The sequence below is a fragment of the Marivirga salinae genome, from assembly GCF_030503855.1.
Taxonomy (GTDB): domain Bacteria; phylum Bacteroidota; class Bacteroidia; order Cytophagales; family Cyclobacteriaceae; genus Marivirga; species Marivirga salinarum.
This window is the reverse complement of sequence record NZ_CP129971.1, coordinates 4,282,273-4,295,734: the sequence shown is the minus strand read 5'-3', so window position 1 is coordinate 4,295,734 and position 13,462 is coordinate 4,282,273. Positions and strand designations below refer to the sequence as shown.

General features: G+C 33.5%; 11 protein-coding genes. 8 read left to right on the top strand and 3 right to left on the bottom strand.

What is annotated here, in order from left to right; genetic code table 11:
* The first annotated feature begins 1 nt into the window (after position 1).
* The 3 genes from QYS49_RS18110 to QYS49_RS18100 all read left to right on the top strand — a co-directional run bounded on the left by QYS49_RS18110 (position 2) and on the right by QYS49_RS18100 (position 5,045).
* Entirely contained in the window at positions 2–1,186 is a 1,185-nt protein-coding gene (locus QYS49_RS18110) for an AAA family ATPase (RefSeq protein WP_308349387.1), read from the top strand.
* Positions 1,173–4,280, top strand: coding sequence for a type I restriction endonuclease subunit R (locus tag QYS49_RS18105; RefSeq protein ID WP_308349386.1), 3,108 nt, complete (start codon positions 1,173–1,175; stop codon positions 4,278–4,280). Before QYS49_RS18110 ends, QYS49_RS18105 begins: the two co-directional genes overlap by 14 nt.
* Positions 4,281–4,496: 216 nt before the next feature.
* On the top strand, positions 4,497–5,045 hold the full coding sequence (locus tag QYS49_RS18100) for an MltR family transcriptional regulator (protein ID WP_308349385.1): 549 nt from the start codon (positions 4,497–4,499) through the stop codon (positions 5,043–5,045).
* Positions 5,046–5,195: 150 nt separating this feature from the next.
* Here the strand turns inward: QYS49_RS18100 and QYS49_RS18095 are convergent, their stop codons facing one another.
* The 3 genes from QYS49_RS18095 to QYS49_RS18085 all read right to left on the bottom strand — a co-directional run bounded on the left by QYS49_RS18095 (position 5,196) and on the right by QYS49_RS18085 (position 7,923).
* On the bottom strand, positions 5,196–6,230 hold the full coding sequence (locus QYS49_RS18095) for a hypothetical protein (protein WP_308349384.1): 1,035 nt from the start codon (positions 6,228–6,230) through the stop codon (positions 5,196–5,198).
* 188 nt (positions 6,231–6,418) lie between these two features.
* On the bottom strand, positions 6,419–6,643 hold the full coding sequence (locus QYS49_RS18090; RefSeq protein WP_308349383.1) for a hypothetical protein: 225 nt from the start codon (positions 6,641–6,643) through the stop codon (positions 6,419–6,421).
* A gap of 224 nt (positions 6,644–6,867) precedes the next feature.
* A complete protein-coding gene (locus QYS49_RS18085) occupies positions 6,868–7,923 on the bottom strand; it encodes a DNA/RNA non-specific endonuclease (RefSeq protein ID WP_308349381.1) in 1,056 nt (351 codons plus the stop codon).
* A gap of 596 nt (positions 7,924–8,519) precedes the next feature.
* On the opposite strand from QYS49_RS18085, the gene QYS49_RS18080 reads away from it, so the two are divergent.
* The 5 genes from QYS49_RS18080 (at position 8,520) to QYS49_RS18060 (ending at position 13,370) form a co-directional block, all read left to right on the top strand.
* Positions 8,520–9,314, top strand: coding sequence for a type IV toxin-antitoxin system AbiEi family antitoxin domain-containing protein (locus QYS49_RS18080; protein WP_308349380.1), 795 nt, complete (start codon positions 8,520–8,522; stop codon positions 9,312–9,314).
* A 25-nt stretch (positions 9,315–9,339) separates the two neighbouring features.
* Positions 9,340–10,134, top strand: a complete 795-nt coding sequence (locus QYS49_RS18075; RefSeq protein ID WP_308349379.1) for a nucleotidyl transferase AbiEii/AbiGii toxin family protein — start codon at positions 9,340–9,342, stop codon at positions 10,132–10,134.
* Between the two features lie 3 nt (positions 10,135–10,137).
* A complete protein-coding gene (locus QYS49_RS18070; RefSeq protein WP_308349377.1) occupies positions 10,138–11,040 on the top strand; it encodes a hypothetical protein in 903 nt (300 codons plus the stop codon).
* Positions 11,041–11,042: 2 nt separating this feature from the next.
* On the top strand, positions 11,043–12,527 hold the full coding sequence (locus tag QYS49_RS18065) for an LA2681 family HEPN domain-containing protein (RefSeq protein ID WP_308349376.1): 1,485 nt from the start codon (positions 11,043–11,045) through the stop codon (positions 12,525–12,527).
* A 291-nt stretch (positions 12,528–12,818) separates the two neighbouring features.
* Positions 12,819–13,370, top strand: coding sequence for a hypothetical protein (locus tag QYS49_RS18060; protein ID WP_308349375.1), 552 nt, complete (start codon positions 12,819–12,821; stop codon positions 13,368–13,370).
* The last annotated feature ends 92 nt before the right edge of the window (positions 13,371–13,462 follow it).

Sequence of the window (13,462 nt, the reverse complement as noted above, 5' to 3'; positions counted from 1 at the left end):
TATGGGACAAACTTTATCAGAAATAGCGCAAAAACTAATAGACGCAGATAAAAAAATGCAACTGATTTATGCATTTAATGGTTCTGGAAAAACACGGTTATCTCGTGAGTTTAAAGAATTAATTGCACCAAAAAATCCCGATGAAGAAGATGAATCAGGCGTTAAAATACTGTACTATAATGCATTTACTGAAGATTTATTCTATTGGGACAACGATTTGGAATATGATACCGATAGAAAGCTAAAGATTCAAACAAATAGTTATACCAAATGGATTCTTCTCGAACAAGGCCAAGAATCTAATATCACAAGCCATTTTCAACGCTATACCAATGATAAGCTAACACCCCGCTTTAATGAACAGTATACCATCAAGGATAAGGACAATAAGGATGTAGTTATTCCTCCTTATTCAGAGGTGTATTTCTCATTTGAAACGGGTGATGAATCTGGTTCAAAAGATGTGAAAATTTCTAAAGGAGAAGAAAGCTGTTTTGTCTGGAGTGTTTTTTACAGTTTATTGGAGCAAACCATTAGTGTTTTAAACGTAGCTGATCTAGCTGAACGTGAAACGAATCAATTTAATGATTTGCAGTATGTTTTCATTGACGACCCTGTCAGTTCATTAGATGATACACATTTAATTGAATTAGCCGTTGACATTGCTAAGTTGATTAAATCCAGTACATCTGAATTAAAATTCATTATTACCACACACAACCCACTATTTTACAATGTAATCTTTAATGAATTTAATAGAGTAAGTAGAACTAGAAAATGGCGTTTAGAAAAATTAATTGATGGCACTTTTGAACTTATTGATCAACCAAAAGATTCGCCATTTTCTTATCACTTGTTTCTGTTAGCAGAACTTGAAAAAGCAATTGAATCGGGCGAAATTCAGAAATACCATTTTAATTTTCTCAGAAACATTTTCGAGAAGGCCTCTACTTTCCTTGGCTTCAATAAATGGGAGGATCTCCTACCAAAAGATGCTCGTGAATCATACTATAATCGCATTATCAATCTGTCGAGCCATTCAAAACACCACGGAGCGGAGGTATCAATACTGGAAGATAATGACAAAAGAGTATTGAGTTTCTTGGTCAGAGAAATAATCATAAAGTTATACCGCTTTAAACCAACAATTATGGAAGTTGAAAATCAAGAGAATGTCACAGTATAAAACCATAGCCGAATCAAATAATTTCATTGTACTCGATAAATACACGCAGTATAGGGATGTACATGAGGCACCAGTAAGTTATCAAACAGAATCAGCACTTGAAAAAGAGTTTATCCAAGACTTAGTAAATCAAGGATATGAAAACCCTACGAACCTAAATACCCTTGAAGCCATGTTGGCAAATGTAAGAGTGCAACTGCAAGCGCTGAATGACATGGAATTTAATGATCTCGAGTGGGCTCGTTTTGTAGAAGAGTATTTGGATAATCCTGGAGATAATATCGTAGATAAGACTAGAAAAATACACGATAACTATATATATGATTTTGTATTTGATGATGGACATATCCAAAACATTTACTTATTGGATAAAAAAAATGTTGCTAGTAACAAAGCTCAGGTTATCTCGCAATTCGAGCAGAAAGGAACTCACTCCAATCGCTATGATGTAACTATTTTAGTCAATGGTTTGCCCTTGGTACAAGTAGAATTAAAAAAGCGTGGAGTAGCTATCCGTGAGGCGTTTAACCAAGTACACCGCTATAGCAAAGAAAGCTTCAATAGCGAAAACTCACTTTTCAAATACTTACAGTTATTCGTAATATCCAATGGAACCGATAGCCGATACTTTGCAAACACAGTAAAAAGAGATAAAAACAGTTTTGACTTTACCATGAACTGGGCAAAAGCTGATAATTCCTTGATTAAGGACCTTAAGGATTTTACCTTTACATTTTTTGAAAAGCGTACCCTCCTTAATGTATTGCTCAATTATTCTGTGTTTGATGTAAGTGATACACTTCTGATCATGAGACCTTATCAAATTGCAGCTACTGAAAGAATCTTATGGAAAATAAAAAGTTCGTATCAAACTAAGAAATGGTCTACAAATGAAAGTGGAGGCTTTATATGGCATACAACTGGTTCTGGAAAAACCCTTACGAGTTTTAAAGCAGCAAGACTGTCCACTGGTCTTGAATTCATTGATAAAGTATTTTTTGTGGTAGACAGGAAGGATCTGGATTTTCAAACTATGAAAGAATACCAAAGATTCTCACCTGATAGTGTCAATGGTTCAGATAGTACAGCAGGATTAAAACGAAATATTGACAAAGATGATAATAAGATTATAGTCACTACCATTCAGAAACTGAATAATCTGATTAAAAGCGAAAATGATTTACCTCTTTATCAAAAACAGGTCATTTTTATCTTTGATGAAGCTCACCGTTCTCAATTTGGCGAAGCTCAGAAGAACATAAAAAAGAAATTCAAAAAGTATTATCAATTTGGTTTCACAGGTACTCCAATTTTCCCTGATAATGCATTAGGTGCAGAAACTACAGCAAGCGTATTTGGTACGGAATTACATTCCTATGTCATTACTGATGCTATTAGAGATGAAAAAGTTCTTAAATTCAAAGTAGACTACAATGATGTTCGCCCGCAGTTTAAAGGAATTGAAACAGAAATTGATGAGAAAAAATTAAGTGCCGCAGAAAACAAGAGAGCCCTTCTTCACCCTGTTAGAATAAAAGAGATTTCACAATATATCCTTAATAATTTTAGACAAAAAACGCATAGAACTCGGGGTGGTAATAATGGCTTCAACGCCATGTTTGCCGTTAATAGTGTAGATGCTGCGAAATGTTATTATGAAGAAATAAATCACTTGCAAAAAGACAGTGATAAACCTTTAAAAATAGCCACCATATTTTCATACGCAGCAAATGAAGAACAAAGTGCAAAAGGAGAGATACTGGATGAAACCTTTGAGCCATCAGCCATGGATCAAAGCGCAAAAGAGTTTTTGACCAAAGCTATCAATGACTATAATAACATGTTTAAAACCAGTTATGGTGTTGAAAGCAAAGAATTCCAAAATTACTATCGTGACCTCGCCAAAAGAGTGAAAAATAAGGAAGTTGATTTAATCATTGTAGTAGGAATGTTCCTGACTGGATTTGATGCTCCAACCCTAAACACACTTTTTGTAGATAAAAACCTTCGTTACCATGGTCTAATGCAAGCATTCTCAAGAACCAATCGTATTTATGACGCTACAAAAACATTTGGCAACATAATTACCTTCCGTGATTTAGAAAAAGCTACAGTTGATGCCATCACCTTATTTGGTGATAGTAGCACCAAAAATGTGGTCCTAGAGAAAAGTTATAAGGAATATTTAGAAGGCTTCACAGACATTGCAACAGGCGAAGCTCGAAGAGGCTACGTAGAAGTAGTGAAGGAACTAAACGAAAAGTTTCCTAACCCTGATGAGATTGCTACAGAAAAAGACAAAAAAGAATTTTCGAAGCTATTTGGTGAGTACCTACGAGTTGAAAACATACTCCAAAATTATGATGAATTTGCTAATCTCAAAGAGCTTCAAACAATTGATAGTAACGATCCAGAGGCTGTAGAAGAGTTTAAAGAAACTCACTTTATCACAGATGAAGATATTGCAACTATGCAAGAGATTGACTTACCACCTGAACGATTAATTCAGGATTATAGATCTACTTACAATGATATTCGAGATTGGCTAAGGAAAGAGAAAAGTGGCAAAGAATCAGAAGAATCAGATATTGATTGGGATGATGTAGTTTTTGAAATTGACTTACTGAAGTCACAAGAAATAAACCTTGACTACATCCTTGAATTAATTTTTGAGCACAACAAAAAAAATAAAGATAAAGATTCATTAATAGAGGAAATCAGAAGAGTTATTCGTGCAAGTATTGGTAGTAGAGCTAAAGAGAGTTTAGTTGTTGATTTCATTAATGAAACAGACCTTGACATCATTCAAGACAAAGCGAGTATTATAGATGCATTTTTCACTTATGCACAAAGAAGGCAAAAGTCAGAAGCATCTGAATTAATAACCAATGAGAATCTAAATGAGGAGGCAGCAAAACGATATATAACAAACTCTTTAAAAAGAGAATATGCAAGCGAAAATGGAACTGAACTCAACTCACTTCTGCCGAAAATGAGTCCTTTAAATCCTCAGTACCTAACAAAAAAGCAAAGTGTATTTCAAAAAATCGCCTCTTTTGTTGAGAAATTTAAAGGGGTTGGAGGTAAAATATAAAATAAACAAAACCTACTTTAAGAATGCAATCCAAAATGAATACAAAAACGCTTAACCTACCTCAAGTTTCCAAATGCTTTCCTGTAATAGAAAAATTCTCCCTACTACGTGATGAGCTTCTACACATACTCCTGAATGGCTGGGTAATTATCAAAAAAGTAAATATATGTATCAACGAAAACGAGCGCAACATAGCCGCTGAAAAATAGGAGGGTTATGGGAAGAGATAAAATACGACAGATGGAACAAGAGGAAGTGCTTCGCTATTTTGATTTTGAAACTGCCTCATTTGCTTTCAATGAATTCTTTAATAAAGAATCTACAGAAGACCATAGTATCGCCCTTTTAGCGTCTTCCTTTTTGGAAATGGCACTTGAACACATTCTAAGAGCTTTTTTACCCGAGAAAGACAAGGAAGTTGAAAAACTATTTAGCATTAATGGTCCGCTTAGTACTTTCAGTGGTAAAATTTCAATGTGTTATTCCTTAGGGCTAATCGAAAAGGCAATTAAGGATGATTTACATTTGGTTAGAAAAATAAGAAACGCTTTTGCTCATCAATTGTATGCAAATTTCGAGAGAGATGATATTGTAAAACTGTGCCAATCATTGAAATGGCATAAATTAGTATATGTCGCCAACCCACCAAAAGAAGCGACAGCCAAGCAGTTATTTCATGTGGGAGTAAATCAAGTCATAAGCTACCTGAGTGGTGCAGTTAGTTTAGCAAGAAGTGCTAAGAGACAGATCATAAATAATTTTTAGAATGACTGAAAGATTTCATCTTTTAGCTGCTTATTACCAAAAGTAAGTACCATTTAGCTAACCTAGATCAACCGAGGAGTCAGCGCTTAATTTAAGTAATATGAAATTTTATTCAGGTCATTTACTGAACTTACCTATTTGCTAGTATTTTCACCAAAAGTTTAGTTTTATATAGCCCTTGTTTATAAATATAACAAATGGAATGGACATCAGTATTAGGATAACGAATCGAAGAATGGCAACTTTCCAATCAAAAGTATACTTCTTTTTCTCATTTTTGATTGGAAAAAACGGAAGCAATATTTGATTTGAGAAAAATATCACAAATATTTTCCCCCATAAATTGGTATCATAATACTCGTAGAGCCAACTTGTTTTTTCAAAGTCAATAAATTCACCAATGGCATGAAGAACTACAAAAAGAATATTAATAACAGCTAGCGCTAAATATGCCATTTTAAATTTCTTTTGTTTTCTAGCTTCCTTATCATCTTCGATAGCTTTTGAAGGTATGTAGGTCAGGTTTATATTAACAACATTTTCACCTTCTATAACTAACATATCTCCAGGTATACCAACTCGTTCCCTTGTTCCAGATTTGATTTCTGAACTATTTAAATTGATATTATTGTGATAATTGGTTTGTGTGATGATATAATTACTAGAACTATAATAGTTTGATGAATTTGATCCTTTCTTATATCTGTAGGCGTCTAACAAATATATTTTGTCCAGCTTTGAAATATCATTCTGTTTAAGGTCGTAATCCACCACATAGCCAGTATAAAGTTCCCTTACACCCTGTTGGTTATTAACCATTATATCCGCAAAAGTCATTAATATTTCCTGATTTTCAGGAAGATTGTTATAGTGGAGACCACGAGCAGATTCAAATTTCTGGAATTTCAGAACTGCACCACTAAATATATAATACCATTGATTTCTGAATCTAAAGATTTTGTACTTTCTATCTAAATTAAAAGCTCTCAATAGCTTTGAACTGAAGATGCCTAATACAGCTGAAGAAATAAAAATGACAACTGAATAAAGGATAAACTTGCCTAAGCCAGATTGGACGAATTTTTCAGTGTCTCCGCCTAAATCACTATCTTTTAAAAAAGCAAAGTCCCGAAATATATTTAGGACATCTATATTGTTAGTTTCGAAGTATGCAATTTTATTCAAAAGATAAAAACCTAATAATTGTATACAAACTCCAGGTATACTGCTAAGAAAAATAGTATTTAATATTGGTTCTTTAGTGTGGAATTGTTTTGAGAACTCACCATAATAATAAAACCTACGGTATATGAGACCAGGTATTACAATTATTATAAAAAATGCTATGAATCCAAAAGTGAGATTCATTTAATTTAAACAATACTTTTCAGCTGAGTTTCGTTCCAATCACCAGTTTCGTGGTATTCATCCACTGCTTTTCGTAGTTGCTTTTTCTTATCTGGATCCTCCAAAATTTCCAAGCCATGATCTGAGATGATTGAAGTATTAGTCTTTTTGAAAATAAGATTCCATATATACTTCGCAATCGCAATGATTACAATTATACCTATAAGTTTGCTTATTTTGTCTAAGTCCATAACAGTTAGCTTATTTTAGACATGATATTCAAAGGTAATTAAATTCTATTATATTGTTAGTGCTTTGAAATAAATATCTTAATTAAGTAACGAAACTTGGTGTTAAAAGATTAGATACTGCAATCAAGCACTTTGCTGAGCATAATGGTTCATCCAGATAAGCTTAGGCTACTTTTACGAGTTGCTGCAAACTCAATCACCAGCTTGTTCCTAATTTCTTTGTCTCATCCATCATCCCCATGCTGCCAACACTTACCATTAGCAGATTTAGTTTTTCGCTTACATCTTGTACCAGCATTAGTAGTAGCCGAACATCGAACTGAAGTAGCTCTTGTAGCAGGTTCAGTACTTACACCATCGGCTTGACTTTCATGCAAATAACAAAAGCCAATTTCATTCTTAGTCCTATTCCGACATCGAGCACCTTTTTGAGTATTTCCTTTGCATTGAATAGCAGTGGAAGTATTTGAATTGCCATAAGTCTTTACCTTACTGGCTTTCCAGTTCCAATAATTAGGGTCATATCTTGCCTCTATATTATTTTCAATACTATCAGCTAACTGAGAATAAAAATCAAAACCCGTAAGTTTTTCAATTTGATCAATAAAAACCACATAATCCGCTAAATCTCCATGGCCTTTTCGGTTGGGTAACAAGAAACCGATAGCTTCATACGATCCGTTACGCTTATCATAATCAAGCAGCACTTTATAGTAGTACTTAGGAATACTTACTTCATTATATCCTATACTCGAAAGTCCATTTTCCAATACTGGGCCTGTAGCAATAAATAATTCAGCTTTCTCAGTTGACCATGACCTTACTAAACTTTCTAACTGTCTCCATATTCCCCTATTAAAAGAAGGATCTTGTGGACTCATATTACTCATATAAAAACTCTCAGACATGGCAGCACTACTAAATCCCATATCCCCGGCAGGTGCCAGATGCCCTCTATCATATCCGCTTCCTTTGTAATCAGCTAAAGAAGCAGATCCTGTTTTTACATTATAATCTTCCCTGAAATTATCAGAACGACCATAACTATTATTTCGAGCTTCTGCAGCCGTTAATTCGTAATAGACCCATTCCGCCTGCTCATGAGCTTCCGAATAACTCAAACTATAATGGGCATGATGCACCACCTGCCCACTTGAAGTTGCTGGAAGATACTCTTGCGCATGCATCAGCGAAAAGCTAACAATGGATAATACAAAGGATAGAGCTATCTTTAAGTATAAAGTCTTACTATCCTTTAAAGGTAAATTCCTGTTAATCAAACTACTCTAATTTTAGATCTTCAACTTACAAAGATAATATAACCCATCAATACTTGTAAATATATAACGGTATCACTACATTTACATCATCTTATACAAGTCAATGACTTTGTAAGGTTTTGGTTGAAATATAAGCGCTGGGTGGGGATCCAGCGCTTTTTTTTTACAACTCAATTAGCCTAATTATACATATGGAACATATTTATATAAAAAACCTAATTGCTAAATGTGAAAAAGCCCTAAAGACTACACCTATAAATAAGTATGTCATTGAATCAGTCGAAGAACTAGAGTATCTCCCAAAGGTTGGCAATGCCATTTATTTAATCAAAGATAAAAGTGGTGATCCTGCAAAATCATTCCAGACTTTCACCCAATCGAGCGTGTTGCGAAGCAAAACGCGTTCGGCTAGCCAGCTCCAAAAGGCAAGCGTATATTTGTACCCTTCCTGTTTACGGTAGAGAAATTGTTTTCGAAGATGGTCTTGCTATTGTTACAAGAAACTAAATCACCTCAGCATCTTAATCTAAGATTTAAAATAGTATTTTTATGCATTATTTATCACTTTTCAATACTTTTTGCATAAATTTACTAAAATGAAAAAGATTTATGACTATATAGATCAGTGCTTAGCCTATGAGCAGTATGCTTTCACTTGGGATGAATTAAAAACCCAGTTAAATAAATCGGACTCAGCCTTAAGAAACGAATTATCTCGCTTAACAAAAAAGAAAGAGATTATATCATTAAGGCAGGGATTCTATATTATTATTCCTCCACGCTACAAACAATACGGAAGACTACCGATAGAGCTCTATGTACAGAAATTATTTAAATATCTAAATAAACCATACTACTTAGCATTTTACTCTGCAGCATCTTTTCATGGAGCAAGTCACCAACAAGTACAGCAAAATTACCTGATGACACAAATCCCGAATGTAAGAGATATTAAAAAGGGCAATAATTACCTCAACATATCCGCCACTAGTAATTGGCCAAAAAATAATATTATAAAAAGAAAATCAGATGCTGGTTTGTTTAATATCTCTTCACCAGCTTTAACTGCCATTGATTTAATACACTATCAATCAAAAATGGGAGGCTTAAACAGAATAATTACTATCCTGGAAGAGCTTACTGAAGCCATAACAGCAGAAGATTTAATAAATCTATTACAATGGTATCCGCATACCAGTACAATTCAAAGATTGGGTTTTATATTTGAGGAAATTCAAACGGAATTATACCTAATTAAGCCCATAGAAGAATTCTTAAAAACTAAGCCATTGTATCCAATATTATTGAGTCCAGAAAACAAAAATAAACCTGGTAAAGCGAATAATCCTTGGAAAGTTGATAGAAACATAGAACTAGAAAGCGATTTATAAAACTACCTAAAACATAGATTCATAAATGATTTCAAAACCATACATAGCAAAATGGAAAGATGAAGCCCCATGGACTACCAACGAACAAGTTGAACAAGACCTGATCATTTCTAGGGCTCTGGTTGCACTCTTCTCAGATGAATTCCTTAATGAAAATTTAGCATTCCGTGGAGGTACAGCATTACATAAACTATACTTGAATCCAGCTCCACGATATTCAGAAGATATTGACCTGGTACAAATCAAAGAAGGACCAATAAAACCTATATTAAAAAGAATAGGGGAAGTCATAACCTTTTTTGAAGAGGAAAGAGTTATAAAGCAAAAAGCAAACAACAATACCATTCTGTATCGATTCGATTCGGAATATTCACCAGATATCCGATTAAGACTTAAGATTGAAATCAATTGCCGTGAGCATTTCAATTTACTAGGATGGAATTCATTTCCTTTCTCTGTAAATAGCGAATGGTTTACCGGTGAGTGCAATATCAATACCTACCACTTAGATGAACTCTTGGGAACAAAACTTCGAGCGCTTTACCAACGCAAAAAAGGAAGAGATTTATTCGACCTATACTATGCAGACCAACATGCAAAACTTGATTATGACAGAATCATACATTGTTATAAAGAATACATGAAGTTTGTAGTTGGAAAACCACCAACGCAAAAAGAATTCTTGCTTAACATGGAGGAAAAGACAAAGTCACCTTTATTTCTAGGTGACATGGAAGGCCTTCTAAATCCTAACTTAAAGTATAATCAAGATCAAGCCTTTGACTGGCTAATAAATCAGCTTTCAGAGAGATTAATTTAATCTATGGCAACCAAATACAAATGTAAGTTAGCACCCAAATTTGATTCAATTGAGAAGTACATTTGGGAGATTCGATCTCTACAACTGAAAGATCCTGATCAATGGACTGGTAGAACCTTCTACTATTGTAACCCTCCCTACTACAAAATGAAAGCAATTACGAATACAGAGAAAGTAATTCATTTTAGTTTTAAAGATTCATCAGTCCCAGTACATTTGAGGAGTGGAGGAAAAGGATTTTGTCATCAAATGGCTCAGGATTACATCAGTGATTCAAACGTGTTAAATGTCTATTACAAAGGAAAACGCTTCAGATTACGTTTTGAACATTTAGAGCAAGAAGTAAAGATTCAATCAGGGAGCAATTACTTTTATGCTGATCTACAAGGTAAAATAAGTTCTCCAAGTTGGTTTATTAATGATATTGGTACAGATAGCCTTATTATAGAAATCAGTTTCTCAAGCAGATCCAAGATAAAAAAACAATCAGGCTATAGAGAATCAAACTTAGCAGCAATTGAGGTGAATTATAAAGATTGCTTTAGCTATCAAAATGAGAAATATTTCCCTACTTATAGTGACGAAAAATTAGAGAAAGCCCAACAAACATTACTAAAGTTTATTGATAACTCATATCCGAGTTTCAAGGTACTTCACTTTCCAAGTCAAAAAAACAAACGATATCAGGAAGGTAGAATTACAAGAAGAGCAAAGTCAGCCTACTCAAGTCAAGAAAAATCAGTTCCAGAAATCCCCAATCAAAAACTTGATAGATCAAACTATGTAATTCCAAATCTACAAGTTTCTGAATCATCAAATACATCCAACTTTATACATAATAAAAAGGAAACCAAATCATTTCTTTGCAAGGTTTATCGAAAGCTTAAAAATTTAATTAGAAAATAAGTATGGATAAATTAACCGAACTAAATAGACTATTAGGAATTGAATCATTTAAAAATTTTTCAGAAGATGAGTCACTAGAAATTTTTATGAAGCTTGTTGAATATTCTTTTGATCTGAGCACTGATAAAGGTACAAAAAGGGTTATTGAACTTTCATATCAAGTCGAACCGGATTCATTATTTCCTGAAAAACGTTTTTTATATCACTACTATTTAAGTATTGCTTGGAGTGATTTAAGAAAACTGAGAAAAACTCAGTCAGAATCCTGGAATTGGGATCATCCCCAAGTGGAACAAGAGATCATACATCTTAGGAGCGCCATTAAGTATTTCAATCAGGATAAGGTACAACATCCCGCTGTAACTTTTTGCCAGATTCATACTAACCTGGCTAATAGTTTTGATTTTTGTGGTCGATTCGTTGCGGCAATGGAAAACTGGAACAAGGCGATCAAAATTGATGGAACCTTTGGTATGGCCTTGGGAGCTAAAGGTAATAGCATGATTTACCATGGCCTTAACAGCTTGTATGATGATGGGCATCGCTCAATTTATTTTGGTTTAGGTTATAAATATTTAAAACGAGCAATACAATTTCCAATAGAACCAAACGCTTTAAACGATTATATTGAAAAAGTTCAGTATTTGGAAACTCAGTATACTTGGGTCACGGATTATAATCCAGATTTAAATATATCTTCGGAGAGCTCTACAAATGAAGAAGAATTATATAGAATTTGGTGTTTAGAAAATGTGCTTTTTTTAAATCCGTTGAATGATTTAGGAACATTTAAAATAGCCAATCATGACCCATTTGCATTACCTAATATGGTCATAACTTCTGAAAAAGCGGGATCCTATCACAGTTTTTTCAATCAGATAAAACAAGAGTACATCACTGCTCGGCTATTTTTGTTCAGAGGAAGCAACGATGATTCTGAGCATTATGCTGATAGGGGTGTATTGAGATATGATATGCTTGATTCCTCCATTAATTCAATTCAGACAGAACAAATTAAAACAGCCTTTAGAATAGCTTATTCCCTATTTGATAAAATTAGCTACTTTCTGAATTCATACCTTGATTTAGACATAAAGGAACATAAGGTGAACTTCAGAACAATCTGGTTCGATAAAAAAGGAAATTTAAGAGAGGATTTTATTAAAAAAAGAAATTTGATGTTTCGTGCACTATATTGGATCAGTAAAGATCTTTTTTATAACGATGACCAATACGAGTCAGTTTTAGAGCCCGATGCATCAGAGATAGTAAAAATGCGAAATTATATTGAGCACAAGAGTTTCAAAGTTTATAAAAAAGCATTTCAAAAAGAAACAGCTCCAGATATGTTTTTGGATAAAATGTCTTATTCTGTTTCTTTAGAAGAATTATATATGAAAACCTTAAAGGTAATTAAAACAGCCAGAGAAGCGATAATGTACCTGTCACTTGGCATTCAGTGGGAAGAAAGAGAAAAAGAATCGTAAATTGATCGACCGACTGTTTCAAACTGTTAGTTACCCCATCGTACGCGTTGTGAAGCATAGCATGTTCGTCTTACAATATTTACTAGAAAGAAGATTCTACCCAAAATTTTCACCTTAATTACCTTAATATTATACTTTTTTAACTAAGTTTATTTTACATAATACATATAGCAACAAAACTGTAGTTCAGCTAAATGCACTTCTTCGTATATTTAGCAATTCATTGGCAATCAGTTAGAAACCAGTAGAGAAGCAAATAGATATTTTGAAAAAGAAATATATAGAAATCATATGAATAATATAAACAAAGACCCAATGAATGCTTGGAATAAGGTTTGGGAGGCAATAAGACACCCAATGACAGTTATTCCATTCATAATTTCTATTTTAACATTAATTTCTGCATATTTTTTCATTCCAACAGCTGATTTATTTTTTAAGGCCGTTTTACAATTATTGTCGGCCTTGCTAATTGGTATTACAGTTAATCATTTTACTACAGTATTTTCAAAAATAGAAGAAGAAAAAACACTTAAATTTAAAGCTGAAACAACCGTAAGACAATTAAATTCTTTGGTAAATAGAATACAATCCGACCAAAATATTATCCAAACCAATAGAAATATGTTAATTGAGGATATTTTGAACATGATTGATTATTGGAAAGACTATTATCCACAAGGTAATACTGAATATATTAAAAAACTAAAAGAGCTTAGAACAAAACAAAACAATGTTTTAATGGCGAAAGAATTAGAACAATTAGAAAGTGAAGTGCTATCTAGTGGACTTAGTAGTTATATACCATTGTCTGGTGGGACTACGACATTCATTACTAAATAATAATACCGAACCGCCAACATTATGCTACACAAACCCACGTAACGCTTCATACTTAAAGTGTTTTACGGCATACAAAAAAGCTCCATACATAA

Coding starts and splice junctions, on each gene's coding strand:
- QYS49_RS18105 (WP_308349386.1), top strand. CDS start 1,173: ATGTCACAGTATAAAACCATAGCCGAATCAAATAATTTCATTGTACTC.
- QYS49_RS18090 (WP_308349383.1), bottom strand. CDS start 6,643: ATGGACTTAGACAAAATAAGCAAACTTATAGGTATAATTGTAATCATT.
- QYS49_RS18100 (WP_308349385.1), top strand. CDS start 4,497: ATGGGAAGAGATAAAATACGACAGATGGAACAAGAGGAAGTGCTTCGC.
- QYS49_RS18070 (WP_308349377.1), top strand. CDS start 10,138: ATGGCAACCAAATACAAATGTAAGTTAGCACCCAAATTTGATTCAATT.
- QYS49_RS18080 (WP_308349380.1), top strand. CDS start 8,520: ATGAAAAAGATTTATGACTATATAGATCAGTGCTTAGCCTATGAGCAG.
- QYS49_RS18060 (WP_308349375.1), top strand. CDS start 12,819: ATGAATAATATAAACAAAGACCCAATGAATGCTTGGAATAAGGTTTGG.
- QYS49_RS18065 (WP_308349376.1), top strand. CDS start 11,043: ATGGATAAATTAACCGAACTAAATAGACTATTAGGAATTGAATCATTT.
- QYS49_RS18075 (WP_308349379.1), top strand. CDS start 9,340: ATGATTTCAAAACCATACATAGCAAAATGGAAAGATGAAGCCCCATGG.
- QYS49_RS18110 (WP_308349387.1), top strand. CDS start 2: ATGGGACAAACTTTATCAGAAATAGCGCAAAAACTAATAGACGCAGAT.